At 59.6% G+C, this 25,339-nt stretch carries 21 protein-coding genes; 2 read left to right on the forward strand and 19 right to left on the reverse strand.

The features are described from left to right. Positions 1 to 174 precede the first annotated feature (174 nt). A complete protein-coding gene (locus BMZ66_RS19885; protein WP_092677595.1) occupies positions 175 to 657 on the reverse strand; it encodes an ankyrin repeat domain-containing protein in 483 nt (160 codons plus the stop codon). 113 nt (positions 658 to 770) lie between these two features. Then, complete coding sequence (locus BMZ66_RS19890) at positions 771 to 1,517, reverse strand: J domain-containing protein (RefSeq protein ID WP_092677597.1); 747 nt, start codon at positions 1,515 to 1,517, stop codon at positions 771 to 773. A gap of 447 nt (positions 1,518 to 1,964) precedes the next feature. Here BMZ66_RS19890 and BMZ66_RS19895 point away from each other — a divergent pair, with 447 nt between their 5' ends. Next, a complete protein-coding gene (locus BMZ66_RS19895; RefSeq protein ID WP_092677599.1) occupies positions 1,965 to 2,822 on the forward strand; it encodes an urease accessory protein UreD in 858 nt (285 codons plus the stop codon). Between the two features lie 25 nt (positions 2,823 to 2,847). On the opposite strand, the gene ureG is transcribed toward BMZ66_RS19895, so the two are convergent. The 17 genes from ureG to BMZ66_RS19985 form a co-directional block, all read right to left on the reverse strand. After that, positions 2,848 to 3,600, reverse strand: coding sequence for an urease accessory protein UreG (gene ureG / locus BMZ66_RS19900; protein WP_092677601.1), 753 nt, complete (start codon positions 3,598 to 3,600; stop codon positions 2,848 to 2,850). A gap of 73 nt (positions 3,601 to 3,673) precedes the next feature. Further along, positions 3,674 to 4,345, reverse strand: coding sequence for an urease accessory protein UreF (locus BMZ66_RS19905; RefSeq protein WP_092677603.1), 672 nt, complete (start codon positions 4,343 to 4,345; stop codon positions 3,674 to 3,676). A 157-nt stretch (positions 4,346 to 4,502) separates the two neighbouring features. Further along, positions 4,503 to 6,218: an urease subunit alpha gene (ureC, locus tag BMZ66_RS19910; protein ID WP_092677605.1), complete on the reverse strand. Its 1,716-nt coding sequence runs from the start codon at positions 6,216 to 6,218 to the stop codon at positions 4,503 to 4,505. A gap of 39 nt (positions 6,219 to 6,257) precedes the next feature. Further along, entirely contained in the window at positions 6,258 to 6,776 is a 519-nt protein-coding gene (locus BMZ66_RS19915) for a hypothetical protein (protein WP_092677607.1), read from the reverse strand. An 18-nt stretch (positions 6,777 to 6,794) separates the two neighbouring features. Then, a complete protein-coding gene (locus tag BMZ66_RS19920; RefSeq protein ID WP_092677609.1) occupies positions 6,795 to 7,544 on the reverse strand; it encodes an urease subunit beta in 750 nt (249 codons plus the stop codon). Positions 7,545 to 7,713: 169 nt separating this feature from the next. Next, positions 7,714 to 8,238, reverse strand: a complete 525-nt coding sequence (locus BMZ66_RS19925) for an urease accessory protein (protein WP_234795176.1) — start codon at positions 8,236 to 8,238, stop codon at positions 7,714 to 7,716. A gap of 288 nt (positions 8,239 to 8,526) precedes the next feature. Continuing rightward, complete coding sequence (asnA, locus tag BMZ66_RS19930) at positions 8,527 to 9,561, reverse strand: aspartate--ammonia ligase (RefSeq protein WP_092677613.1); 1,035 nt, start codon at positions 9,559 to 9,561, stop codon at positions 8,527 to 8,529. A 538-nt stretch (positions 9,562 to 10,099) separates the two neighbouring features. Then, positions 10,100 to 11,221, reverse strand: a complete 1,122-nt coding sequence (gene leuB, locus BMZ66_RS19935) for a 3-isopropylmalate dehydrogenase (protein ID WP_092677615.1) — start codon at positions 11,219 to 11,221, stop codon at positions 10,100 to 10,102. Continuing rightward, the gene (leuD, locus tag BMZ66_RS19940) at positions 11,209 to 11,811 is read right to left on the reverse strand and encodes a 3-isopropylmalate dehydratase small subunit (RefSeq protein ID WP_439645769.1); all 603 of its coding nucleotides are present in this window, start codon (positions 11,809 to 11,811) and stop codon (positions 11,209 to 11,211) included. The genes leuB and leuD overlap by 13 nt, the downstream gene beginning before the upstream one ends. A 357-nt stretch (positions 11,812 to 12,168) precedes the next feature. Then, positions 12,169 to 13,563 (reverse strand): 3-isopropylmalate dehydratase large subunit, encoded by a 1,395-nt coding sequence (gene leuC / locus BMZ66_RS19945; protein ID WP_092677620.1) that lies wholly within the window; start codon positions 13,561 to 13,563, stop codon positions 12,169 to 12,171. A 145-nt stretch (positions 13,564 to 13,708) separates the two neighbouring features. After that, positions 13,709 to 14,875 (reverse strand): 2-isopropylmalate synthase, encoded by a 1,167-nt coding sequence (locus tag BMZ66_RS19950; RefSeq protein ID WP_092677622.1) that lies wholly within the window; start codon positions 14,873 to 14,875, stop codon positions 13,709 to 13,711. A gap of 367 nt (positions 14,876 to 15,242) precedes the next feature. Further along, the gene (ilvA, locus tag BMZ66_RS19955) at positions 15,243 to 16,511 is read right to left on the reverse strand and encodes a threonine ammonia-lyase IlvA (protein ID WP_092677623.1); all 1,269 of its coding nucleotides are present in this window, start codon (positions 16,509 to 16,511) and stop codon (positions 15,243 to 15,245) included. A 205-nt stretch (positions 16,512 to 16,716) separates the two neighbouring features. Then, on the reverse strand, positions 16,717 to 17,784 hold the full coding sequence (gene ilvC / locus BMZ66_RS19960; protein WP_092677625.1) for a ketol-acid reductoisomerase: 1,068 nt from the start codon (positions 17,782 to 17,784) through the stop codon (positions 16,717 to 16,719). Between the two features lie 85 nt (positions 17,785 to 17,869). Next, positions 17,870 to 18,475 carry an acetolactate synthase small subunit gene (gene ilvN, locus BMZ66_RS19965; protein WP_092677628.1) on the reverse strand — a complete coding sequence of 202 codons (606 nt, stop codon included), beginning with the start codon at positions 18,473 to 18,475 and terminating at the stop codon, positions 17,870 to 17,872. 181 nt (positions 18,476 to 18,656) lie between these two features. Then, a complete protein-coding gene (gene ilvB, locus BMZ66_RS19970; protein ID WP_092677630.1) occupies positions 18,657 to 20,393 on the reverse strand; it encodes a biosynthetic-type acetolactate synthase large subunit in 1,737 nt (578 codons plus the stop codon). A gap of 164 nt (positions 20,394 to 20,557) precedes the next feature. Then, positions 20,558 to 22,231, reverse strand: a complete 1,674-nt coding sequence (gene ilvD, locus BMZ66_RS19980) for a dihydroxy-acid dehydratase (RefSeq protein WP_092677634.1) — start codon at positions 22,229 to 22,231, stop codon at positions 20,558 to 20,560. Between the two features lie 216 nt (positions 22,232 to 22,447). Further along, positions 22,448 to 23,341: a branched-chain amino acid transaminase gene (locus BMZ66_RS19985; RefSeq protein ID WP_092677636.1), complete on the reverse strand. Its 894-nt coding sequence runs from the start codon at positions 23,339 to 23,341 to the stop codon at positions 22,448 to 22,450. Positions 23,342 to 23,735: 394 nt separating this feature from the next. Between BMZ66_RS19985 and BMZ66_RS19990 the strand changes: the two genes are divergently transcribed. Continuing rightward, on the forward strand, positions 23,736 to 25,280 hold the full coding sequence (locus BMZ66_RS19990; RefSeq protein WP_092677638.1) for a hypothetical protein: 1,545 nt from the start codon (positions 23,736 to 23,738) through the stop codon (positions 25,278 to 25,280). Positions 25,281 to 25,339 lie beyond the last annotated feature (59 nt).

A 25,339-nucleotide genomic window follows, 5' to 3' on the forward strand; every position in this document is an offset into this window, starting at 1 on the left:
AATCTCCCACGGCGGGCTCGCCACCGTCCAATAACCGTTGGCTATTCACAAGGGGAACACTGGGGCGCCGCATCGGCACCGGGCACCGGCCCGAAGGGGCACACACAACCAGTACCCGCACATGCTGGCAGCAGGTTGGGAATCTTCAGGTCGTGTTGGATGGAGCTGACGGAGCTAGGCCAGCTGGGTCAGGGCTTCTTCGTTACCCTGTTGCAGGGCCAGGCCGCGGGCGGTGAAGCCACGGGCATCGGCAATGGTTTGGTCGGCGCCGGCTTCAATCAGCAGCTTCACTAGGTTGTTGCGGCCGAAGAGGGTCGCAAACATGAGGGCCGTGCCGCCGTTGCCGTTTTGCAGGTTGAGGTTGGCGCCGTGTTGAATGAGGAGTTGGGCAATTTCGGGGTAGCCTTTGAAGCTGACGCCCATCAGGGCGGTGTTGCCGCTCACGTCCTGCACGTTGGGGTCGGCGCCGGCTTCGAGCAGGAAACGGGTGGCGTCGAGGTGGTCGTCGTAGGCAGTCAGGATGAGGGCCGAGAAGCCTTTGCCGTTGGTTACGTTAATGTCGAGGCCAGTGGCCAGCAGTTCCTGCAGCACGGCAACGTCGCCGCGGCGGGCGGCATCAAATAGCAAATCCTCGGGGCGGGAAGAGGTAAAATCCATGGTTGGGCTAATCAGAGTTGAGAGCTTGGTGGTCTGTATTCGATAATTCAGGGCCGGGAGTTGGCAAAAGTTTGCTCACCACTACCTGACTCCCTCATACTGACAACCAAAGATTAAAACCACATCAGCATGACCAGGTTTAGAGCGGTCAGCAAACTGCTCACGGTAGCGGTATTAATCACGGCTTCGGACGAGAGCCTGGGCCACACGCCCACGCCCGCCACCAGGCCCAGCAGCAGTGGCAGCAGGGCAAATGTGCCGTAGATGGTGCCGCCATAAGGCTGAAACACCTCCGGGCCATCGGGCGAGGCGGGCGAGCTCACGCGCCGCACCACCCCCAGCAAAGGCGTCTTCCAAACATTGATGCGCTGGCCAGCGCGCACGCGCTGGCTGATGTGGCTCGACAGCCGAAACGAGGTGTGCTGGGTGTGCACCCGGTAGGCCAGCTGCGGCGCGGACAGGGCCGATGACACGAATACCGGAAAGCGGGTGCGCACCTTTTCGTTGGGGAATTCGCGCAGCGGCAAGGCCCAATCGAGGGCCAGCAGCAGGAAGCAGGCCAGCAGCGCGGCGTTGAGGCTGCGGGCTACGCGGGCGTAGCGCCGGAGGCGTTCGTCGGGGCGCAAGCGCGGCCGGGCGGGTGCCTCGGGTTCCTGGGCCAGCAGCAGGTCGTAGGCAATGCGGCGGCGGGCATTGCCCAGAATGTCGAACCCGGCTTCCACATCGGCCAGCCGCGCCTTCATGATGCGGTCGGCGGCCGCGAGGCGCTTGAAACGGGCGCGCTGGCGTGCATAAGCTTGCTCAATCTGCACGGCCGTGGCCGTGGGGCCGATGCCCAAGACGCGGTAGTAGTTCTGCATACGTCAAGCGCGGCTGAAGTTATAAAATACATTTAAAACTATATAGTTAAACGCTGCCTATCGCTGCCCGGTTACACTCAAAGCCTTGGAAGATACTTGGGTTAGCCAAAAGCCAACCCGAACGTCGTGCTGAGCTGGCCGAGGCATCTCTGCCGCTTCGTTGCACCGGCTCTCGCGAAGCAGTAGAGATGCTTCGGCCAGCTCAGCAGGGCCGTTTTTATTAACTCAAACAGCTTTGTAGAGTTGCCACCGGGACTTAATCCAGGCTGGCGCTGGCATCACGAAATACCAATCTGAAAATTACTGGGTGTGGAATTGTTAAGATAAGCTTTGCAGAAACGGAGTTTATGGATAGTTGCTTACTGAGCAGCAAGGACGTAATTCGTGGTTCCGACGCTGCGTGCGAGCAGCGCTTCAGCCTTCAACCTCCATCACTTGCCACCCCACATGAACACCCCGACGGAGTGGAGTACGCTGGAGGTAGCGCAGGTGCGCGGCAAATCGCGGCTCATCACCAGCAAAAGCATTCAGCCCCTTAAGGTTTTCAACCCGGCCTCGCCTAGCCAAACCTGCCACGTGGTGCTGTCGAGCTACGGCGGCGGCATGGTGGCCGGCGATGCCATTCGGCTGCGCATTGCCGCGGCCCCGCACGCACAACTGGTGGTGAGCACTCAGGCCAGCACTAAAATTTTTCGCTCGATAGACGGTGCCGTGGCCGAGCAGCACACCACCGGCAGCCTGGCCACGGGCGCCATGGCCGTGGTTTTTCCCGACCCAGTGGTGCTGCAGGCCCAGAGTCGCTACCGCCAAACCCAGGAGTGGCAGCTTGCGCCCGATTCGCTGCTGCTGCTGGTCGACTGGTTCCACTCCGGCCGCATGGACCAGGGCGAGCGGTTTGCTTTCACCGCCCTGCACTCGGAGCTGCGCGTGCGCATAGCCAACAGGCTGGTGCTGCTGGACCGGTTTGCCTTCAGCCCCGCCGAAAACATTGCCAAATCGCCCGGCAACTTTGCGGGGTACCAAACCTTCTTCTCGATGTTTTTGGTGGGCAGCCCCACCGATGCGCGCTTCCGGCTGCTGGCCGAGGCGCTACAGCAGCAAACGATGCCCGGCAGCACCGGCCCGCACTTCAACCTCAACGGCCATGAATGCGTAGTTTCGGTGGCCAGGGCGCGGGAAAACGTGTGGGTGCTGCGGGCGGCTGCGACCGGCCGGATGGCTTTGCAGCCGCTGTGCGAGCATATTTTGGCGGCGCTGGCAGATGATGAGCTACTGGGGTATAATCCGCTGGCGCGGAAGTACTGAGGTAGCGCCGCCGTGCCCGGCACTGCTACCGCCGGTCTTCGCGCACGGCAGCCAGGGCACGGGCTTTCGCCGCTTTGATGTGGCCGATAATCTCATCCAGGCCGTGCCCATCGATGGCGCGAGCGAAAAGGAAAGGGCCATCGCCGCGCATCTTACGTGAGTCGCGCTCCATCACGCCCAGGTCGGCTTTTATCAGGTCTTTGAGGTCGATTTTGTTGATGATGAGCAAATCGGACTGGGTGATGCCGGGGCCGCCCTTGCGCGGGATTTTGTCGCCGCCCGACACGTCGATGACGTAGATGGAATAGTCGACCAGCTCGCGGCTGAAGTGGGCGGCCAAGTTGTCGCCGCCACTTTCCACGAAGAGGTAGTCCAGCCCGTAGTCGAAGCGCTGCATGAGGCCTTCCAGCGCGTCCATGTTTAGGGAAATGTCTTCGCGAATGGCGGCGTGCGGGCAGCCACCGGTTTCCACGCCTACAATCCGGTCTTCGCTCAGGGCGCTGTGGCGGATGAGAAACTCGGCGTCTTCGCGGGTAAAAATGTCATTCGTGACTACACCAAGCTCGAACTCGTGGCGCAGTCGTTCGCACAGGGCTTTGAGCAGCGCCGTTTTGCCCGTGCCCACCGGCCCGCCAATGCCCACAGTGAAAGCCCGCTTGCGGAAATTGCGGTAGCTTGGCAGCCGCCGGGTTTCGCGCTCCTTGAAGTCGCCCGGCGATTCATAGGCTTCGTGCTGGTGGCCGTGGAGGAGAAGGGCGAGTTTTTCGACAAAAGCCATGAGCAGTAGCGCGGACTTTTAGTCCGCGAATAAGTTGGAACGATGTGGACTCGCAGACTAAAAATCCGCGCTACTAATTCTGAAAAAGCTTGGAATAAATGTCTTCATGCAGCACCTGGGCCACTTCCAGCAAAAATGCTGAGCGAGTCGCCTCGCCATATTCCTTGCCTGCGTGCGCTGCCAGAATATGCTCGAACACTGCATAGAAATCGTGCTGCAGCTGGTGCCCCTCCAGCGGCCCCAGAAACCCGAGGCGGATGGCGGCGCTGAGCTGGTCGCGCAGTAGCATGTGCAGGTACATGGCTTGCAATTCTTTTAGCTCAAAGCCGACCCGCTGCAAGGCCAGCGTGAAAACCAGCGTGAAATGCGGTGGAATTTCCTGGGCGGCGAACCATTGGGTAATGGTTTCCAGCTCAGCTTCCGGGTAGAAGCTGGCCAGCAGCTTCAGCCAGTTGCGGCCCTGCACGGCGCTGGCTTTGTAGAGGCCCGACACCAGTAACTGCGCGTCGTATTCTTCGGCCACCACTTTCAGTTCTTCGCCAAGCTCAGCGAGTCGAAAGCTAGAATTGATGAACGGTAATTCGGCGCTGCCGGCCTGCTGCAAGAAAGAATATAGGTAGTTCCGCAACGCAAAGGGCGTGCTCACCAAACCCAGCGTGATGCTGCTTTCCAGCCCGGAGGAATAGGCAAATGAGCCGGTGGGAATGGCCGAATCGACAAGGTGCAGGAGGCGGGCGAATTGCATGTTGGGATGAGGTAGATGGCGCGGGTTTCTGCCCCATGCCGACTATTAGCGGGGCTCCGGCCCGCAATCGTTGGCCGAAATCGTTGCTGGTGGCAAGGTGCCGCGCCGGCCGGAGGCCAGCAAATAGATGGCACGGGCCGTAGGCCCGCGCCATCTGCTAAAACAGGTTATACAGCTGCGCCAGCGGCAGCACTTCCGCCGGCTCACAGGTCAGGTGCACGCCGTCCACTATCACCCGGTAGGTCTCCGGGTCCACTGATATATTCGGCAGATAGTCGTTCAGGGCCATGTCCTTTTTGCCGATGTTGCGGCAATTTTTTACGGCTACTACCTGCTTCGTCAGTCCATAATCAGCCCGCACCCGCGCCACTGAGGCGGCCGACACAAACACCATCGAACCCTTCCCGATGGCCCCGCCCAGCGCCCCGAACATGGGGCGCGAGAACGACGGCTGCGGCGTCGGAATCGAGGCATTGGCGTCGCCCATTTGGGACTGCGCGATGATGCCGCCCTTAATAATCATCTCTGGTCGGGCCCCAAAAAACGCGGGTTTCCAGAGCACCAAATCGGCCAGCTTGCCGATTTCGACGGAGCCTACCTCGTGCGAGATGCCGTGGGCGCGGGCCGGATTGATAGTGTACTTGGCCACGTAGCGGCGCACACGGAAGTTGTCGGCCTGGCCGGCGGCGTCTTCGGGCAGGGGGCCGCGCTGCTGCTTCATTTTGTGGGCCGTTTGCCAGGTGCGGGTGATGACCTCGCCCACCCGGCCCATGGCCTGCGAGTCGGAGCTGATGATGCTGAGCGCGCCCATATCGTGCAGGATGTCTTCGGCGGCGATGGTTTCGCCCCGGATGCGGCTTTCGGCGAAGGCCACGTCTTCGGGAATGTTGCGGTCGAGGTGGTGGCAGACCATGAGCATGTCGAGGTGCTCGTCGATGGTGTTCACCGTGAAGGGCCGCGTGGGGTTGGTGCTCGACGGAATGACGTTGGGCTCGCCGCAGATTTTGATGATGTCGGGCGCGTGGCCGCCCCCCGCCCCTTCCGTGTGGTAGGAGTGGATGGTGCGCCCCTTAAACGCCGCCGTGCTCGTTTCCACGAAGCCGCTCTCGTTCAGCGTATCGGTGTGGATGCAGACCTGCACGTCGTATTCCTCGGCAATGCTGAGGCACATGTCGATGGCCGCCGGCGTGGTGCCCCAGTCCTCGTGCAGCTTGAAACCCAGCGCTCCGGCCTCGGCCTGCTCGCGCAGGCCCTCCGGCTTGGAGGAGTTGCCCTTGGCCAAAAACCCGAAGTTGAGCGGGTAGGCCTCGGTGGCCTTCATCATCATTTCGAGGTAGAAGGCGCCGGGCGTGCAGGTGGTGGCGTTGGTGCCCGCGGCCGGCCCGGTGCCGCCCCCAATCATGGTGGTGACGCCGGAGGCCAGCGCCTCGGGAATCTGCTGGGGGCTGATGAAATGGATGTGGCAATCAATGGCGCCCGCAGTTAGAATCTGGCCTTCGCCGGCAATGACTTCGGTGGTCACGCCCACCACCATGCCGGGCGTGACGCCGGGCATGATGTGCGGGTTGCCGGCCTTGCCGATGCCCACGATGCGGCCGCCCTTGATGCCGATATCGGCCTTGAAAATGCCGGTGTAATCCACGACCAGCGCGTTGGTGATAACCAAATCCAGCGCGTCGGCCTGCCCGATTCCGGCGGCCTGGCCCATGCCGTCGCGCAGCACCTTGCCGCCGCCGAACTTGCATTCCTCGCCGTACACGCAGTAGTCGCGCTCCACTTCAATCAGCAGGCCGGTATCACCGAGGCGCACCCGGTCGCCAGTGGTGGGGCCGTACATGTCGGCATACGCGCGACGGGAGATGGGGAGGGACATATCGTTGTTTTAATGCTGTTTTCTAAAAGATTTCGCGCCTCACATATCGTAGGTAAGGAAATAATCTTTGCTGTTTTTCTGGTCACGCCATAAGTACCAGCACAAATCCTTTTGTTGACGGCTATATGGTTTCACTGTAGCAGGAATTTCTTTATTCCACCACCAAACGCTTGTCCCAAATCCACCCGTAGCAAAGTCATGAATAAGAGAATCGGGCTTTAATTCCAGTTGCTTGATTATTGCCTGATGAGTTGATGAATCACAGTTGAAAACAAACGAGTAAGAAGCATCAATACCTAGCCTATCAGAGTTGCAATAGATGTTCTTCACATCTGGCGTTGGCTCGATTCCTAAGAAATCTTTAAAGCGTCTTTTGTTACTTTCAGTGTCAGGAGTTGCCGAGTCAAAGCCAGGAAATACTCGTTCCTTTTTTTCGAATAAGAATCGGTGAATTGATTGACTCAACTGCTGTTTTTTAGTCTTGATTTTGTTGCAGGAAACACTTCCGAGAATTGTCGTTGCCAATGCCAAATGAATAAAGAACTGAAGCTGTTTCATGTAATGACTATTGATAAATCAGAAGCCCTGAGCGGATATCTTCTCTAATATCGTTTGCTTCTTTCCAGCATCATCGAGCTTCCCATCAATCAGCCCATTGCCGCCGTACACGATGCGCTCGCCGGCCAGGGCCACCAGGCGCACGCGCTTGCGCTCGCCGGGCTCGAAGCGCACCGCCGTGCCGGCTGGGATGTTGAGGCGGAAACCGTAGGCGACGGCGCGGTCGAAGTGTAGCGCCGCGTTGGTTTCGAAAAAGGAATAGTGCGAGCCGACCTGCACGGGCCGGTCGCCCATGTTAACGACGTCCACGTCTACCGTGGCGCGGCTTTCGTTGAGGATAACCTCGGCCGGGTGCAGTTGGTATTCGCCGGGCTGGGGGTGGCTGGCGTTGGCGGGCGTGGCGCTGGGGGCCGGGGCTTTGCTGAGGCCGGAGCCGTAGAGGGCCAGGGCGGCATCGCCGGTTTCGCGGCAGATGGGGTGGTGCACGGTAACGAGTTTGGTGCCGTCGGGGAAGGTGCCTTCGATTTGAACTTCGTGAATCATGTCGGCCACGCCGGGCAGTACATCGGCCAGGCCCAGCAGCTGCTTGCCCTTGTCCATGAGCACGGCCACCCGCTCGCCGTCGCGGATGAACTCCAGCAGCTGCGTGGCGATGAGGGCCAGGGCTTCGGGGTAATTCAGGAGCAGGCCGCGGGCGTAGCGTTTTTGGGCCACGACACCGGCTTGGTGGAGAACGAGCTTGTCGAGGTCTTTGGGGCTTAAATGCATAAATCGGTCTTACGGGCGCCTCACCCCTAGCCCCTCTCCGAAAAGGAGAGGGGGACTAGTTTTAGTTTTTGGGGGCTGCTTTTCTGGATGACAATTTAGGTCTAGGTCTAGAGCTAGTTCCCCTCTCCTTTTGGGAGAGGGGCTAGGGGTGAGGCGCGATGTTGCCCGGTTAAATACTCCCATAAATCATCCACCCGCCATACCCGATGCACAGCAGCGACGAAAGGGTAACAGCACTCAACTTCAACACCCGATTGATTTTCATGCGCTTGGTGAACGGCACGCTGCACATCCCTGCCACGATAAACATGCCCAGAATAGACCCGATGCCGAACACCAGAAAATACAGCACGCTCAGCCACGGGTTGCGGATTTCGCTCATCACCAGCAGCACCAGTGCACCGCTGCCCGCCAGACCGTGCAGTAGGCCCACGGCGTAGGCCGCGCGGGACGGGGCCACGCCAGGGCGCACCTTAGCAGCTTCGCGGCGCTGGTCGAGCAGGCGGCTGATGCCCATCACGACGAGCATGAGGCCCACGGCGGCTTCGAAATAGCCGGAGGTCAGAAAGGTGACGCGTCCCAACAGAATAAAACTGCCCACAACTACCAACGTGGTGGTGTGGCCCAGGCCCCAGTACACTCCGTCGCGCAAGGCTTCGGCCATCGTATCGCGGCGCGAAATAAGGTTGCCCACAGCCAGCAAATGGTCAGGTTCAAATGCATGACCCATTCCGGCCACAGAAGCAAACAAAATTGGCAATACTACCTGCATTTAAAGGGTACTCGTAGCTAAACACACCCGAACTCAGGATATATGACCCAATTCTGAAAGGCATTTTTCAATATTAATCAATTTTCTATCATCATTCTTTTTAATAGTTAGAAAAACTGCTTTTTACCCTTTCCGATGAACAAAATGGGGGAGTAAATGCCCAGCCAGACATTTACTCCCCCACTATAAAATCGCGCTTGCAGCAGCTATTTATAGCAGTGCCACGCCGCCTTCGGCCAGCTCCCGGCGCACCGCCTCGGGCCAGATGCTCACCTGCACCTCCCCGATATGGGCCTTGCGAAGCAAAAACATGGTCACCCGCGACTGCCCAATGCCGCCGCCGATGCTTTGCGGCAGCTCATCGGCCAGCAGCATGCGGTGGAAATGCAGGGACTGGCGCTCGGGGCAGCCGCGCATCTCCAGCTGGCGGGCTAGGGCCACTTTATCGACCCGAATGCCCATGGAGGAGATTTCAAACGACGTTTCCATCACTGGGTTCCACAGCAGAATGTCGCCGTTCAGGCCGCGGTGGCCATCCTCGTTCAGGGTGCTCCAGTCGTCGTAGTCGGGGGCTCGGCCGTCGTGAATTTCGCCGTGGCTCAGCTCCCCGCCAATGCCCATCAGGAATACCGCGCCGAACTCGCGAGCAGCTTCGTCTTCGCGCTGCTTGGGCGTGAGGTCGGGGTAGCGCTGCAACAGGTCTTCGGCGTGCATGAAGGCAATGGTGGGCGGCAGAATGGGCTCGATGCCGAAGCGCTTGCGCACCTGCTCTTCGGTGGCTTTCAGGGCGCCGTAAATGGTTTCGACGGTGGCTTTTAGGAAGGGAATGGTGCGCTGCTCGGGCAGGATGTGCTTTTCCCAGTCCCACTGGTCCACATAGATGGAGTGGATGGCGCTGTAGTCCTCGTCGGGGCGCAGGGCGCGCATGTCGGTGAGCAGGCCTTTGCCGGCCGGAATGCCCAGCTCGGACAGGCGCAGGCGCTTCCACTTGGCCAGGGAGTGCACCACCACGGCGCGCTGCTCGTCGAGGGCCTTGATGGGGAAGCCCACAGGCCGCTCAATGCCGTTCAGGTCATCGTTGATGCCGGTGCCGTCGAGCACCACCAGCGGGGCCGACACTTTTACCAAGTGCAGCTGCTGGGCCAGCACTTTCGAGAAGGTTTCTTTCACGAACGTAATGGCTTCTTCGGTTTCGAGCAGGTCGGCCGCGGTGGGCCAGGCGGTGGAGGTTGAACTGGTTTTCATGGGTGTGGAGTGGGGGGTTTGGTTTGAGATGATTTGAATTAATTAAAGAATCAGTCCCTTGAGTTTGGGCAATAAGCGGCCACCTCCCCTGCGGGGAGTTTTTTGAAATTCCGGAAGTGAGCCTTGGGCCGGGAGGACTAAAAAAAAAGCCTTCCGAGTGACGGAAGGCTTTTCAAATTGAAAATATGTTCTTGGGTTAACCCCTCGGAACAATAGCCTCCCTGTCTCGGAATAAATTATTATTATTCGAGTTATTCAGGAAAGAATTGTTGCTGCGGAAGGGCATTGGGTTCTGTTTTTGACTTAGCGAAAGCAAATAAGGAACAATTAATTTTAAGATGCAAGGATTAATTTTTCAAGCTTCGTAATTAAAAGTGTCGAGGAAGTCATTTCCTATCGAGTCGTTGCGCCGGTCCGACCGCCCTAGGCGGGCCGACTGGTTGAAGGATGCGCCGCTTGCTCCAACGGCAACCGGTCGGCCCGCCTAGGGCGGGCGGACCGGCGCAACGGCCTATTATTACAGGTTCAAAAAGTTAGTCTAAATAATTGTACTCTTGCCGCACGCCACATTGCTGCGGTGTAGGTGGCAGTCCATCAAGTCGAGCACGCCGTAGGCAATAAAACTGCCCACCTGCTCGGTGGTGTAGGATGCGCCGGGGCTGAGTTCGGGCGTTAAAACTTCTTCGCTGAGGGCGTTTTCCACGGCGGCGCGCACGGCACGGGCCTCGTCGGGCAGGCCGAAGTACTCCAGCATCATGGCGGCCGAGAGGATGGCGGCAATGGGATTGGCGATGCCTTTGCCCTTGGCCTGCGGGTAGGAACCGTGCACGGGCTCGAACAGCCCTGCGCCATCGCCAAGGGAGGCCGAGGGCAGCAGGCCCAGCGAACCCGCAATCACGGAGGCTTCGTCGGACAGGATATCGCCGAACATGTTTTCGGTCAGGATAACATCGAACTGCCGCGGGTTGAGAATTAGCTGCATGGCTGCATTGTCGACGAATAAGTAGTCGACGGCCACCTCGGGGTAGTCCGGGGCGATGCCCTGAACGACTTCGCGCCAGAGCCGGGAAGTTTCCAGCACGTTGGCTTTGTCGACCAGCGTCAGCTGTTGGCGGCGGCCCTGGGCGGCGCGGAAAGCGCGGTGGGCAATGCGCGTAATTTCCTCGCGGTTGTAGGTGCAGTGGTCGAAGGCAGTGCCATCGGGCGTACGGCCCTTTTCGCCGAAGTACACGCCGCCGGTCAGCTCTCGGAAGATGAGCAGGTCGGTGCCAGCAATGCGCTCGGGCCGCAGCGGCGAAAACTCCAGCAGCTGCTCGTAGGCCGTGACGGGGCGAATATTGGCGTAGAGGCCCAGGCTTTTGCGCAACGCCAGCAGGCCTTGTTCGGGGCGCACTTTGGCAGAGGGGTTGTTGTCGTACTTGGGGTCGCCGATGGCGCCGAGCAGCACGGCGTCGGCCTGGTGGCAGGCGTCGAGCGTAGCTTCGGGCAAGGGGCTGCCGGTGGCGTCGATGGCGCAGGCGCCCATCAGGCGGTAGTCGAAGGTGAAGCGGTGTCCAAACCGCTCGGCCACAGCCTTGAGTACGCGCACGGCTTCGCCGCACACTTCCGGGCCGACGCCGTCGCCGGGCAATACCACAATTCGTTTGCTTAAATACTCCATGTGCGCGCTTCTTCGTAGGTGGTGATGGCGGACTGCTGGCTTAGCAGATAATCGATGTCGTCGTAGCCATTAATGAGGCATTCTTTCTTGTAGAGGTCGATGTCGAAGGCAAAGCTTTCGTTCCACACGGGCACGCTGAGCGTTTGGGTGGGCAAATCCACCTCCAGCTGGGTGTTGGGGTAGTGCGTCACGCGCGCCACCAGGCGCTGCAGCACCTCGGCCGATACTTGCAGCGGCAGCAGGCCGGTATTCAGCGCATTACCGCGAAATATGTCGGCAAATTCGCTGGATATAACCACCTTGAAACCGGCATCATACAGCGCCCACGCGGCGTGCTCGCGGCTGGAACCGCAGCCGAAGTTGTGACCAGCCAGCAGTATCTGGCCGTGGTAGCGCGTGTCGTTCAGCACGAAGCCGTGCTTGGGCTCGCCGTTGGAGGCGTAGCGCCAGTCGGCAAACAGGTTGGCCCCGAAGCCTTCCCGGGTGGTCGATTTCAGGAACCGGGCCGGAATAATCTGGTCGGTGTCAATGTTTTCCAAGGGCAGCGGAACTGCCGTAGAGCGCAGGGTCTGGAATTTGTCCATGGGAATTTGAGGTGTTGGATTGCATAATGGCGTAGGAAGGCAATTGGAGCTCACCCTCCTGCTCGGCTTGCCGGAGCTGTTGGGTGGCGTAGGTTATCCAGTCGATGGACTTCTTATTAACAGCTGCTGAATTCTTGAAAAAGGGTAGCATAGTGGTCTATATCAATTGGTTTGTAAAAACTGGCTGTTTAATATTAAAGGTCCTGTCATCCTTCATCTGGCGTCCGCGTGCGAAGGACCTTATCACGAAAGAACGAGCCTTAGTAAGAGGATTACTGCCAATTGTTCTGCCCTGATAAGGTCCTTCGCAAGCGGACGCCAGATGAAGGATGACAGTTCTAAACAGCTCCAAGATGACTTTCATTAGTTCAGGTATTGGGTGATGTCGACGATGCGGCCTTGCACGGCCGTGATGGCGGCCACCAGCGGGCTGGCCAGCAGCGTGCGTGCGCCCGGCCCCTGCCGGCCCTCGAAGTTGCGGTTGGAGGTGGAGACACAGTAGGCGCCGTCCGGAATCTTGTCGTCGTTCATGGCCAGGCAGGCGCTACAGCCTGGTTCGCGCAACTCGAAGCCGGCCTGGGCCAGAATCTTGTCGAGGCCCTCGGCAATGGCTTGCTTCTCTACTGACTTGGAGCCGGGCACGATGATGGCCTCCACGTGCGCGGCCTTCTGCTTGCCCTGCACGTAGGCGGCCACGGCGCGCAGGTCTTCGATGCGGGAGTTAGTGCAGCTGCCAATAAAGACGTGGGTAATTTCCTTACCCAGCAGCGTTTCGCCCGGCTGAAAACCCATGTATTGCAGCGACTTTTCGAAGCTGGCGGCTTCGCTGGCCGCTACCTGCGCCGGAATATGGCCGCTGAGGGCGATGCCCATGCCGGGGTTGGTGCCGTAGGTAATCATCGGCGCAATGGTCTGCGCATCAATCAGCAAGTCGGCCTCGAACTCGGCGCCTTCCTCTGAATACAGCGTTTGCCAGTAGGCCAGGACCTGGGTCCAGCGCTCGCCCTGCGGCGCATAAGGGCGACCCTGCAGGTAGGCATAGGTGGTGGCATCGGGCGCAATCATGCCGCCGCGGGCGCCCATTTCGATGCTCATGTTGCAGACCGTCATGCGGCCTTCCATGCTCAAGCTTCGAATGGCGCTGCCGGCGTATTCCACGAAGTATCCCGTGGCGCCGCCCGTGCCCAGCTGCGCGATGATGTGCAAAATCAGGTCCTTGGCCGTGACGCCGGGCCGCAGCTCGCCGTCTATGGTGATGCGCATGCGCTTGGGGCGGCTGAGCAGCAGGCATTGCGTGGCCATTACCTGCGTAACCTGGCTGGTGCCAATGCCGAAGGCAATAGCGCCGAATGCCCCGTGCGTGGACGTGTGGCTGTCGCCGCACACAATGGTCATGCCCGGCTGGGTGATGCCCAGCTCCGGCCCGATGACGTGCACGATGCCTTGGTTTTCGTGCCCCAGCCCAAACAGCTCAACGCCGAAGCTGGCGCAGTTCTCAGTCAGCTTATCGACTTGTGAGCGGGAAATGGGGTCAGCGATGGGCAGGTGCTGGTTACGGGTCGGCACGTTGTGGTCGGCCGTGGCTACCATCTGGGCGGGGCGCAGCAGCGGCAGGCCGCGCGCGCGCAGCTCATCAAAGGCCTGCGGACTAGTGACTTCGTGGATGAGGTGGCGGTCTATGTAAAACACCTCCAGCCCGCCGGGAATGGCTTTTACCACGTGCGCATCCCAGATTTTATCGAATAAGGACTTGGCCATTGGGTGGGGGTGGGATTTTGTAGGTAAGAACGGTCATGCAGAGCGCAGCGAAGCATCTCGCTCGCCTCGTTGAATCATTGAGTTAGTGGTAGCACGCGAGATGCTTCGCTGCGCTCTGCATGACGTTCTGGTTTGTCGGTTGATACTAATTCGCATTCACCAATTGTTCGTTTTCTACCAAGGCGTGGAGGTCGCGGTCTACCACTTCCTTCTGACGGTCGGCGAGCTGCAAAAACGAGGCGTAGGCCTTGTTGAGGGATTGCCGGTCGAAGTCGTAACCAATCTTCTGGAGGCGATAGGCCAGGGCGGCACGGCCCGAGCGCGCCGTGAGCACAATCGACGAATCGGCCATGCCTACGTCGCGCGGGTTCATGATTTCGTAGGTTTCTCGGTGCTTGATGACGCCGTCCTGGTGGATGCCGCTGGAGTGCGAAAACGCGTTGGCGCCTACCACGGCCTTGTTGGCTTGCACGGGCATGCTCATCAGGTGGGCCACCATGGCCGAGGTTTCGGCCAGCAGCGGCGTGTTGATGTGGGTGTCGAGCTGCAGGTAGGGGTGCTGGCGGAGCACCATCACCACTTCTTCCAGGGCGGTATTGCCGGCCCGCTCCCCTACCCCGTTGATGGTGCACTCAATCTGGCGGGCGCCGTTGATGACGCCTGCAATGGAGTTTGCGGTGGCCATGCCGAGGTCGTTGTGGCAGTGCGTGGAAAGCGTGACCTTGTGAATGCCAGTCACGTTTTCGGCCAGGTACTTGATTTTGGCGCCGTACTCTGCGGGCAGGCAATAGCCGGTGGTGTCCGGAATGTTGAGCACCGTAGCCCCAGCCCGAATAGCGGCCTCGCACACGCGAGCCAGAAATTCGTTGTCGGTGCGGCCGGCGTCTTCAGCGTAGAATTCCACGTTCTCCACGAAGGATTTGGCCAGCTTCACAGCGGCTACGGCGCGGGCCATCACCTCGGCCTGCGTGCTGCACAGCTTGTAGCGAATGTGCGACTCGGAAGTGCCAATGCCGGTGTGAATGCGCGGATACCGTGCCAGTTTCAAGGCCTCGGCGGCCACGCGAATGTCGTTTTCCACGGCCCGCGACAAGCCGCACACCGTGGCTTCGCGGGTTTGGGCTGCAATGGCCTGCACTGCCCCAAAATCGCCCGGACTCGACACCGGAAAGCCCGCCTCAATCACATCGACGCCTAGTAGCTCCAGCTGCCGGGCAATGACGAGCTTCTCGTCGCGGTTCAGCTTGCAGCCCGGCACTTGCTCGCCGTCGCGCAGGGTGGTATCGAAGATTTGGATTTTCTGACTTGCCATGGGAATAGTGGCGCTAAGCACTTTTAAGTGCTTGCAAGTACACTGCTCTACGACTCGCTCAGAAACTACTTTTTCGGTAGCCTACTATTTCTAATTGTTAAATTATCATCCATAAGTGATTAACAATAAAGACAATAACTAATAAGGAAATACAATTGCAAACTCCCCCCATCTATCGTTTTGAGGTTGATGTGGCTACACCTGCACAAGCTATTGAGGAGAGTAAGACAAAAAGCACGTCATGCCGAGCGCAACCGAGGCATCTCGCGTGCAGTAGTAACCCTATTCGTTCAACGAGGCGAGCGAGATGCCTCGGCTGCGCTCGGCATGACGTGCTTTCGGCACGACGTTCCTATTAGCCTCCCTCCTACACCAGCAAACTCAGGAAATCGGGCTTGTCATTTAGGTATTCGTAGGCGAACCCTTCGGCCAGCATGCGGGCCTGCATGCCGTCGACATCGCCCGCCTGCTTCAGCTCAATACCCACAAAAACGGGCCCCTTCTCTTTGTTGTTTTTCTTGATGTACTGGAAGTGGATGATGTCGTCTTCGGGCAGCAGCACGCTGTTGACGAAGCGGCGCAGGGCCCCCGGCCGCTGGTCAAACGTGACCATAAAGTAGTGCTTGCGGCCCTGGTAGCGGGTGGCGCGCTCCTTAATGTCCTCCATGCGGGTGATGTCGTTGTTGCTGCCGCTGACCACGCACACCACGTTTTTGCCCTTAATCTGCTCGGCGTATTGGTGCAGGGCCGAGATACAGAGCGTGCCCGCGGGCTCGAGCACTATGCCTTCTTCGTTGTACATCTTCAGCAAGTCGAGGCACACCTGGCCTTCGGGCACCAGCACCACGTCGTCGAGCAGCTCGCGGCACAGCTCGAACGTGAGCGCGCCGGGGCATTTCACGGCCGCGCCGTCCACGAAGCTCTCAATTTGACTGAGGGCCTGCCGCTGCCCGGCGGCAATGGACTGCTGCATGGAGGGCGCCCCCAGCGGCTGCACGCCAATCAGCTTGGTGTGCGGGCTCAGCTGCCGAAACACGCTGCCCACGCCGGAAGCCAGCCCGCCGCCACCAATGGCCATAAAGCAGTAATCGATGCTCGTGGTGGCAGCTTTCAGAATTTCCAGGCCCACGGTGGCCTGGCCCTCCACAATGGCCAGGTCATCGAACGGATGCACAAAGGTGCTACCCCGCTCGTCGCAGAATTCGCGGGCCGTTTTAAAGGTATCGTCAAACGTGCGGCCCGTGAGAATGATTTCGACCTGCTCCTGACCAAACAGGCGGACTTTGTCCACCTTCTGGGCCGGCGTTTGGGCGGGCATGAAGATGTAGCCCTTCAGGCCCAGCAGCTGGCAGGCGTAGGCCACGCCCTGTGCGTGGTTGCCGGCGCTGGCGCACACCACATTCCGGGCGCCTTCGGCCGCGGTGAGGCCTGCCATCTTGTGGTAGGCACCCCTGATTTTGTAGGAGCGCACCACCTGCAGGTCCTCGCGCTTGAGGTACACCTGGGCCTCGTAAGCCCGGGAGAGGCCCAGGTTTAGGAGCAGCGGCGTTTTGGAGATGACGCCTTTGAGCAGGCGGGCAGCTCGGGCCACGTTTTTCAGGGTGACGATGGGCGGAGCTGCGGTGGCGTTTTCCATGTATTGCTTAAATGGTAATGAACGTCATGCTAAGCGCAGTTGAAGCGTCTCTACCCCACGCCTGTCATGCTGACGAAGGAAGCATCCTATCAAGTCAGAATTAATCGTTCGGCGGAGAGAAGATGCTTCCTTCGTCAGCATGACAGGCGTGGGGTAAAGATGCTTCGCTGCGTTCTGCATGACGTCTGTTTGTTTCAGACTCCCGCTAGCTCAGCGCTTCCACCTTTTCGGCGGCTTTGGAGCGCAGCTGCCGTACGGTGGCGCCGGTTTGCCACAGCTCGGAGTCTCGTACTTCTTTCAGCTCGGCATCTAGCTCCTGGCGGTAGTTGGGCGTGGTGCCGCGCTCGATGGTGCGGGCAGCCTCCTGGCCCGAGGCCACACTGTCGTACAGTTCGTTGAGCACCGGCAGGGTGGCTTCGCGGAAGCGGCCTTTCCAGTCGAGGGCACCGCGCTGGGCCGTTACGGAGCAGTTGGCAAACATCCAGTCCATGCCGTTTTCGCCCACCAGCGGCACTAAGCTTTGGGTGAGCTCCTCCACGGTTTCGTTGAAGGCTTCGGAGGGCGAGTGGCCGCGCTGGCGCAGCACCTGGTACTGGGCCTCGATGATGCCGGCCAGGGCGCCCATCAGCACGCCGCGCTCGCCGGTGAGGTCGGAGTACACTTCCTTTTTAAAGTCGGTTTCGAACAGGTAGCCCGAGCCCACGCCGATGCCCATGGCCACCGCCTTTTCGTAGGCCTGGCCGCTGGCGTCCTGGTACACCGCAAACGAGGAGTTGAGCCCGCCACCGGCCTGGAATAGACGTCGCAAGCTGGTGCCGCTGCCTTTGGGGGCCACCAGAATCACGTCCACATCGGCGGGCGGGATGATGTTGGTTTGGTCGTTGAAGGTGATGCCGAAGCCATGCGAGAAGTACAGGGTTTTGCCCGCCGTGAGGCGTTCCTTCAGCATAGGCCACAGGGCAATCTGGCCGGCATCGGAAAGCAGGTTGCACACTATGGTGCCGCGCTCAGCCGCCTCTTCCAAGGAAAACAGGGTTTCACCTTCTACCCAGCCGTCGTTGATGGCGCGGTCCCAGGAGGACGTGCCCCGCCGCTGGCCCACAATTACGTTAAAGCCGTTGTCGCGCATGTTCAGCGCCTGGCCCGGGCCCTGCACGCCGTAGCCGATAACGGCGATGGTATCATCCTGCAGCACGGCCAGCGCTTTTTCCAGGGGAAATTCTTCGCGGGTAACTACGTTTTCATCGACTCCGCCAAAATTGATTTGTGCCATGGTTATTGGGGTTTGTAGCGCGGACTTTTAGTCCGCGCATGGGTTAAAAATATCTTTCAAACGCGGACTAAAAGTCCGCGCTACTTCACATCGCAAACACGCCGTCGCGGTCATTCAGGTATTCGTTTTCGATGACTTCGTCGCCGGGCTCGGCTTCTTCGAATTCGTTGAGCTTGAGGTGGAAGCCGTCGCTGGCTTTGATGATGGCAATGCGGGCGCTGCGCACAAATTCTATGAGCCCGAAGGGCTGCAGCACGCGAATCAGGTTGTCAGTTTCCTGGCGGTGGCCGGTGGTTTCGAACACCGTGTAATCCTTGCGAATGACCACGGCCCGGGCCCCATTTTCACGCAGCAGCCGCTCCACAAGGGCGCGCTCGGCAATGACGTCGGTGGGCACTTTGTAGAGCGCCATTTCCTGCCAGATAACCTCGTCGTTGGTGTTGAAGTACACTTTCAGCACCTCAACCTGCTTTTCAATCTGCCGGGAGATTGTGCGAACTACTTCCTCCGTCTCGGTGATGACGATGTTGAAGCGGTGAATCCCTTCAATCTCCGAAGGCGAGGTATTCAGGCTTTCGATGTTGATTTTGCGGCGCGAGAAGATGATGGCAATGCGGTTGAGCAAGCCGATGTGGTTTTCGGTGTAAGCCGTGATGTTGTATTCCTGGCGGGTGGTAGGTTGCTGGCTCATGGGAGCGGTTTTTTTATTCTGTTTTGAGCGTGGGAGGTATCTCGCCCCGGGTAACCTCACCCCCTGACCCCCTCTCCCGCGGAGAGGGGGCACCGGAAATGCACCTTTCGAAAATCGTCAGGCTCCCCTCTCTGCGGGAGAGGGGCCGGGGGTGAGGTTCCGCTGGGCGAGATGCTAGAGCCTATTTCAGTCGAATCTCACTCACGCTGCACCCCTGGGGCACCATGGGAAAGATGTTCTGTTCCTGCGCCACCATCACCTCCAGCATAAAGGAGCCAGGGTGCACCAGCATGGCATGCAGCGCCGGCCGCAGCTCGGCGCGGTCCGACACGCTTTGGCCCTCGATGCGGTAGCCGCGGGCCACGGCCACATAATCGGGGCTTTGGATGTTGACGAAGGAGTAGCGCCGCTCGCTGAACAGCTCCTGCCACTGCCGCACCATGCCCAGAAACTGGTTGTTGAGCACGATAATCTTCACGGCAATGCCGGTTTGCATCAAGGTGCCCAGCTCCTGGATGGTCATCTGCACGCCGCCATCGCCGATGATGGCGACCACCGTGGTATCCGGCATGCCGAACTTGGCCCCGATGGCGGCCGGCAAGGCAAAGCCCATGGTGCCCAGGCCGCCGCTCGTGATGTGGCGGCGCGACTGGTTGAGACGGGCGTAGCGGCAGGTCACCATCTGGTGCTGGCCCACGTCGGTTACCAGAATGGCCTCACCTTTAGTAAGTTCGTTGAGTTGCTGAATCACTTCGCCCATGGTGAGCTCGGCGGAAGTCGGGAACAGCGCTTCGCGGATTACCGCGTCCACTTCCGCGTTCTGGAACGGCACGAACCGCTCGCGCCAAGCCGGGTGCGTGCGCGGGGCCACCAAGCGAGTTAGCATCGGCAGCGTCTGCTTGCAGTCGCCCCACACGGGCACGGTGGCGGCCACGTTTTTGTCGATTTCGGTGGGGTCGATGTCGAGGTGAATAACCTGGGCCTGCCGGGCGTACTTGTCAAGGCGGCCGGTCACCCGGTCGTCGAAGCGCATGCCGATGGCGATGAGCACATCGCACTCGTTGGTGAGCACGTTGGGGCCGTAGTTGCCGTGCATGCCCAGCATGCCCACGTTCAACGGATGGTTGGAGGGCAACACGCCGGCCCCAAGAATGGTCCAGGCGGCTGGAATGCCGCTTTTTTCAATGAAGGCCTGAAACTCGCGCTCGGCCCCGCCCAGCACCACGCCCTGCCCCCACAGCACCAGCGGGCGCTGGGCCTGGTTGATGAGCGCTGCGGCCTGCGCCACCGCTTCGGGCCGCACCACGGGCGCGGGCCGGTAGCTGCGAATGTGCGTGCAGGGCTGGTAGCCAGCAAACGCAATTTTATCGAGCTGCGCGTTTTTGGTGATGTCAATCAGCACCGGGCCGGGCCGGCCGCTGCGGGCAATGTAAAACGCCTTGGCCAAGATATCGGAGATTTCGCTGGCCTCCGTCACCTGGTAGTTCCACTTCGTTACGGGCGCCGTGATGTTGATGACGTCGGTTTCCTGAAAGGCATCGGAACCCAGTAAATGCGCAAATACCTGCCCCGTGATGCACACCAGCGGCGTACTGTCAATTTGGGCATCGGCCAGGCCCGTTACCAGGTTGGTGGCGCCCGGCCCGCTGGTGGCAAACACCACGCCTACCTTGCCGGAGGCGCGGGCATACCCCTGCCCGGCATGGATGCCGCCCTGCTCGTGCCGCACCAGTACGTGGTTCAGCTGCTCTTTGAAATCATAGAGCGCGTCATAAATAGGTAGAATGGCCCCGCCGGGGTAGCCGAAAATGGTGTCAACGCCTTCGGCCAGCAGCCCTCGCAATAGCACTTCAGCCCCGGATATTTCGCGGGTAGTGGCAACTGGGGCATCCAGGAGAGGTAATGCTTGCGTGCTCATGGCTGAGGGAATTGGGATGGAGTTTGCTTATTGTTTGTCTGTCATGCTGAGCTTGCGAAGCATCCTGTCACGGTGCAACTATTCGTTCTGCGGGGATAAGATGCTTCGCAAGCTCAGCATGACAGGAGAGGCTGGAGCGGCGTTTTTACGCCTGTTTTATAGGCTCAACTATCTGTAATACAGCCTGAGCTGGCACTACCCACTGTGCGCACGTACTTGCGCAGCACCCCGCGGGCGGCGTTCATCGCGGGCGGGCGCCACTGCTCGCGGCGGGCTTGCAGCACGGCTGCATCCACGCGCACATCTATTGTGTTCTTGCTGGCATCGAGCACAACCCAGTCGCCGTTTTCGACCAGGGCAATGGGGCCGCCGTCATACGCTTCGGGGCTGACGTGCCCGATAACGAACCCGTGCGTGCCGCCCGAAAAGCGGCCATCGGTGAGCAGGGCCACTTTATCGCCCAGGCCGGCGCCCATGATGGATGAGGTTGGCTTGAGCATTTCGGGCATGCCCGGGCCACCCTTTGGCCCCACGTAGCGGATGACCACGACCTGCCCGGCCTCCACCACGCCCTGGGCCAAGCCATCGTTCACGGCTTCCTCGGAGTCGAACACAATGGCTGGGCCGGCAAACTGCTCGCCTTCTTTGCCCGAGATTTTGGCTACTGCGCCTTCTGGGGCTAGGTTGCCGTAGAGAATCTGAATGTGGCCATCGGCTTTCAGCGGGCGCGAGCTGGGATGCAGCAGGTCCTGCTCGGCGCCCAGGGGTTTGATATCGGCCAGATTTTCGGCCAGGGTGCGACCGGTTACAGTGAGGGTATCGCCGGTAATCAGGCCTTCCTCCAGCAGCGTTTTCAGCACAGCCGGCACCCCGCCCAAGGCCGACAGGTCCTCCATCAAATACTTGCCGCTGGGCTTCAGGTCGGCCAGCACCGGCACCCGGTTGCTGATGGCCTGGAAGTCGGCCAGCGTGAGCTTCACCCCTGCCGCATCTGCAATGGCGATGAGGTGGATAACGGCGTTGGTTGAGCCGCCAAGCACGGTGGTCACCACCATGGCGTTCTCGAAGGCCTCGCGCACCAGAATGTCGCGGGGCTTGATGTCGCGCTCCAACAGCCGGCGCAGGTACTGCCCGGTATCTAGGCATTCCTGCATTTTGGAGGCGCTCACGGCGGTCGATGAGGATGAGAAAGGCACCGTCATGCCCAGCGTTTCGATGGCCGCAGCCATGGTATTGGCGGTGTACATGCCACCGCAGGCGCCTGGCCCGGGGCAGGCATTTTTGATGATGCCGCGGTAGTCTTCGTTGGAAAGTTGGCCGCGCAGCTTCTGGCCATAGGCCTCGAAGCACGACACGATGTTCAGCTGCTGCCCTTTGAAAGTGCCGCCCTTGATGGTGCCGCCGTAAACCATAAGCGCCGGGCGGTTGAGCCGGGCCATGGCAATGAGCGCGCCGGGCATGTTTTTGTCGCAGCCCACCACGCAGGCCAGGGCGTCGTAGTTGTGCGCCCCGGCCATGGCCTCAATGGAATCGGCGATGATTTCGCGCGACACCAGCGAGTAGCGCATGCCCGGCGTACCGTTGGTGATGCCGTCGCTTACCCCGATGGTGTTGAAGCGCAAGCCCACCAGGCCCTGCGAGGCCAGGCCCCGCTTCACCTCGTTGGCCAGGCCGTCGAGGTGCATGTTGCAGGTGTTGCCCTCGAAGCCCGTGGAGCATACGCCCACGAACGGCTTGCGCAGGTCGTCCTCCGACAAGCCTGCTCCGATGAGCATGGCTTGCGAGGCCGGCAGGCTGTCGTCCTGGGTGTAGATGCGGCTGTATTTGTTGAGGACCATTTGGGTTGGGTAAACTGAACTTGAGTGGGGTGAAACCTCATGCTGGGGAACCTCACCCCCGGCCCCTCTCCAAAAGAGAGGGGAGCCTGACGTTTTCGCAGGAAGCATAACCGGTGCCCCCTCTTTTTTGGAGAGGGGGTCAGGGGGTGAGGTTCCGGAGGGTGGTGAGATGCTTAGCTCTGCATAAGGGCCTCCTTTTTTGAATTATTAAACACCTTAAAACTGTGCTTCCACTACTTCCTTCTGGCCAGTTACCAGGGCGCTGTAGCTCGCAGCCAGATGAGCCCCGAGCGTTTGCTCAAAAGGAGTGTCAAACACGACATCATCAACCGATGCCACGCCGATTACCTCGGCGGCGGTGCCCGTCATGAAAGCGCCGGTGGCCCCGCGCAGCTCTTCGGGTTTGAAGAACCTTTCCGTCACTGTAATGCCAGCTTCGCGAGCCAGGTCGATGATGGTGTTGCGGGTGATGCCGCGTAGAATACTGCCACCCGGCGCGGTGAACAACTCGCCATCTTTCTCCACGAAGAAGTTGGCGCCGGGGCCTTCGGCTACGTAGCCGTTCATGTCCAGGAGCAGGGCTTCGTCGAAGCCGCGGCCCTTGGCTTCGGAGCTGGCAATGATGGAGTTGGCGTAGTGGCCCGATACTTTGGCCTCGATGGGCACGGCTTTGGGGTTGGGCCGCTCGTAGGGCGAGATGGTGAGGCGCAGGCTTTGGCTGCCCAGGTACTTGCCCCAGTGCCACACGGCCATGAGCAGGTTGCCGGCGGCGGGCGTGGTGAGGGTCATGTGGGGCGTGGCGGCGAAGGCCAGCGGCCGGATGTAAGCGTCGGACAGGTTGTTTTTAGCGAGCAGGTCGTAGCTGATTTCGGTTAGCTCTTCCACAGAATAGTTGAGCGGCAGGCCGATGGCCCGGCAGGAATAATGCAGCCGCTCGTAGTGCTCGCGGGCCTTAAAAATGCGGGTACCCTGCGGCGTGCTGTAGGCTCGGATTCCTTCAAAAACGGCGTAGCCGTAGTGCAGCGATTGGGCGTACGCGCTGCAGGTGGCCTGCTCGGCGGGGATGAAATCCCCGTCTAGAAAGACCAGGGTACTGTTGTCGAAATACATGGAGACAGATGATGATGACGGAAGAAGAATTCGCAAAAAAGCCTTCCTGAGCACGGGGCTGAGAAAGGCTGATTTGTGAGCAGACAAAACGGCGCTTTCAGCCCTAGGGCTGTATGGTAATGACTAGAAAAACGGTCGGAGAAGAGGGGTTCATCGGGTATCAGCTCTTATGCAGCCTGAAGCGGCGGCAGGTGTTAGTGCTTAGCTTGCGCCGGGTGGAGGGCAAGGCTGAGCAAAAAGGTATTTAGTTTTTTGTCAGCCTGTTAATGGTCACAATTTTAGCGCGACTGAAAAGCGTTCTAAAATTTATTTCAAGCGGACTTACTATTTCCAAGAGAGAATCTCTCATTCATAACTTGCTATTGGACAAAGCATAACACAATTGTCCTCTACAATGCCAAACGAAAGCAGCGACCCGGTTTTTCAATTAATAAAGTCGTTGACTCGCTCCGAGAAGCGGCATTTCCGGCTGTTTGCCAACCGGCAGGGCTCGACGGACGGCTTGAAGTTTCTGCAGCTATTCGACGCCCTCGATGCCGCCCCGCACTACGACGACGAGCGGGTGCTGGCGCAGTGCCCGGCCATCAAAAAAGTGCAGCTCGCCAACCTCAAGGCCAACCTCTACCGGCAGCTGCTGGCCAGCCTACGCATGTACCACGCCGTCCAGAACCTCGACATTCAGCTGCACGAGCAGCTCGACTACGCCCGCGTGCTCTACAACCGCGGCCTCTACCAGCAGAGCCTGCGCATGCTGGAGCGCCTGAAAATAGCGGCCCAGCAGGCCGGCATGGGCCACATTGCCCTGCAAGCCCTCGACTTCGAAAAGCTCATCGAGTCCCAGTACATCACGCGCAGCCTGCAGGGCCGGGCCGAAGACCTGTCGGCCGAGGCCCTGACGCTGGTGGAGCACGTCAGCCAGCAGCACGTGCTGTCCAATCTGGCGCTGCGCATGTACGGGTTCTACCTGCAAATTGGCCACTCCCGCAACCAGGAAGATTACGACCGCCTCACCCGGTTTTTCCGCTCGGCGTTGGAGCACGTCGACATGTCGAACCCCGATTTTTTTGAGGAGCTCTATTACTACCAGGCCCACGTGTGGTACCACACCATCACGCAGAATTTTGCGGCCTGCTACCGCTACGCGCAAAAATGGGTCGACCTGTTTGAGCGCCACCCCAGCATGCGCGACCAGCAAACCATGCTCTACCTCAAGGGCCTGCACAACCTCTTGATATCAACCTACAACCTGCTGTATTACAAGAAATTCATAGCGGTACTGAACACCCTGGAGACCTTCGCCGCCGACCCCGAGCGCCGCTCCAACCCCAACATTGAGGCGCTGCTTTTCCTCTACATTTATACCAATCGGATAAACGCCTCCTTCATGCAGGGGCGCTTCACCGAAGGCCTCGCCATTGTACCGCCGCTGCTGGCCCACCTCACCGAGTTTCAGCAGCAGCTCGACCCGCACCGCCTCATGGTGTTCTACTACAAAATTGCCAGCCTGTACTTCGGCAGCGGCGACTTCAACAAGACCATTGAGTACCTGACCAAGATTATTCAGTTCAAGGACAGTGCCTTGCGCGAAGACATCCAGTGCTTTGCCCGCATCCTGAACCTGATTGCGCACTACGAAGCCGGCCGCGACGAAAGCTTGGAATACCAAATCAAATCGGTGTACCGCTTTCTGGGCAAAATGAACGACCAGCAGCAGATGCAAGTGGCTATCTTCCGATTCCTGCGCTCCCTGGGTGACATGAACCCGCAGGAGCTGAAAACGGCCTTTATTCAGCTAAAAAGCCAGCTTACTGAAATTGCCGCTAACCCCTTCGAGCGGCGGCCCTTCATGTACCTCGACATCATTTCCTGGCTGGAAAGCAAAATTGAAAACCGACCGGTGCAGGAGATTATGCAGCGCAAGTTTGCGCAGCTGAGGTGAGCGCTAGAGTTGGTTTGGAGTCCACCTACCGTTTAACCCCACCCCCGGCCCCTCCCCCT

Source organism: Hymenobacter arizonensis (assembly GCF_900115775.1).
Lineage (GTDB): Bacteria > Bacteroidota > Bacteroidia > Cytophagales > Hymenobacteraceae > Hymenobacter > Hymenobacter arizonensis.

What these genes read in the sequence shown, in the direction of transcription:
- ilvB (WP_092677630.1), bottom strand. Translation starts at nt 20,393, where the DNA reads ATGAGCACGCAAGCATTACCTCTCCTGGATGCCCCAGTTGCCACTACC.
- leuC (WP_092677620.1), bottom strand. Translation starts at nt 13,563, where the DNA reads ATGGCCAAGTCCTTATTCGATAAAATCTGGGATGCGCACGTGGTAAAA.
- asnA (WP_092677613.1), bottom strand. Translation starts at nt 9,561, where the DNA reads ATGAAAACCAGTTCAACCTCCACCGCCTGGCCCACCGCGGCCGACCTG.
- ilvN (WP_092677628.1), bottom strand. Translation starts at nt 18,475, where the DNA reads ATGAGCCAGCAACCTACCACCCGCCAGGAATACAACATCACGGCTTAC.
- ilvA (WP_092677623.1), bottom strand. Translation starts at nt 16,511, where the DNA reads ATGGAAAACGCCACCGCAGCTCCGCCCATCGTCACCCTGAAAAACGTG.
- BMZ66_RS19920 (WP_092677609.1), bottom strand. Translation starts at nt 7,544, where the DNA reads ATGCATTTAAGCCCCAAAGACCTCGACAAGCTCGTTCTCCACCAAGCC.
- BMZ66_RS19890 (WP_092677597.1), bottom strand. Translation starts at nt 1,517, where the DNA reads ATGCAGAACTACTACCGCGTCTTGGGCATCGGCCCCACGGCCACGGCC.
- ureC (WP_092677605.1), bottom strand. Translation starts at nt 6,218, where the DNA reads ATGTCCCTCCCCATCTCCCGTCGCGCGTATGCCGACATGTACGGCCCC.
- BMZ66_RS19895 (WP_092677599.1), top strand. Translation starts at nt 1,965, where the DNA reads ATGAACACCCCGACGGAGTGGAGTACGCTGGAGGTAGCGCAGGTGCGC.
- BMZ66_RS19915 (WP_092677607.1), bottom strand. Translation starts at nt 6,776, where the DNA reads ATGAAACAGCTTCAGTTCTTTATTCATTTGGCATTGGCAACGACAATT.
- ilvC (WP_092677625.1), bottom strand. Translation starts at nt 17,784, where the DNA reads ATGGCACAAATCAATTTTGGCGGAGTCGATGAAAACGTAGTTACCCGC.
- BMZ66_RS19985 (WP_092677636.1), bottom strand. Translation starts at nt 23,341, where the DNA reads ATGTATTTCGACAACAGTACCCTGGTCTTTCTAGACGGGGATTTCATC.
- BMZ66_RS19885 (WP_092677595.1), bottom strand. Translation starts at nt 657, where the DNA reads ATGGATTTTACCTCTTCCCGCCCCGAGGATTTGCTATTTGATGCCGCC.
- BMZ66_RS19950 (WP_092677622.1), bottom strand. Translation starts at nt 14,875, where the DNA reads ATGGCAAGTCAGAAAATCCAAATCTTCGATACCACCCTGCGCGACGGC.
- BMZ66_RS19905 (WP_092677603.1), bottom strand. Translation starts at nt 4,345, where the DNA reads ATGCAATTCGCCCGCCTCCTGCACCTTGTCGATTCGGCCATTCCCACC.
- BMZ66_RS19990 (WP_092677638.1), top strand. Translation starts at nt 23,736, where the DNA reads ATGCCAAACGAAAGCAGCGACCCGGTTTTTCAATTAATAAAGTCGTTG.
- leuB (WP_092677615.1), bottom strand. Translation starts at nt 11,221, where the DNA reads ATGGAGTATTTAAGCAAACGAATTGTGGTATTGCCCGGCGACGGCGTC.
- ureG (WP_092677601.1), bottom strand. Translation starts at nt 3,600, where the DNA reads ATGGCTTTTGTCGAAAAACTCGCCCTTCTCCTCCACGGCCACCAGCAC.
- ilvD (WP_092677634.1), bottom strand. Translation starts at nt 22,231, where the DNA reads ATGGTCCTCAACAAATACAGCCGCATCTACACCCAGGACGACAGCCTG.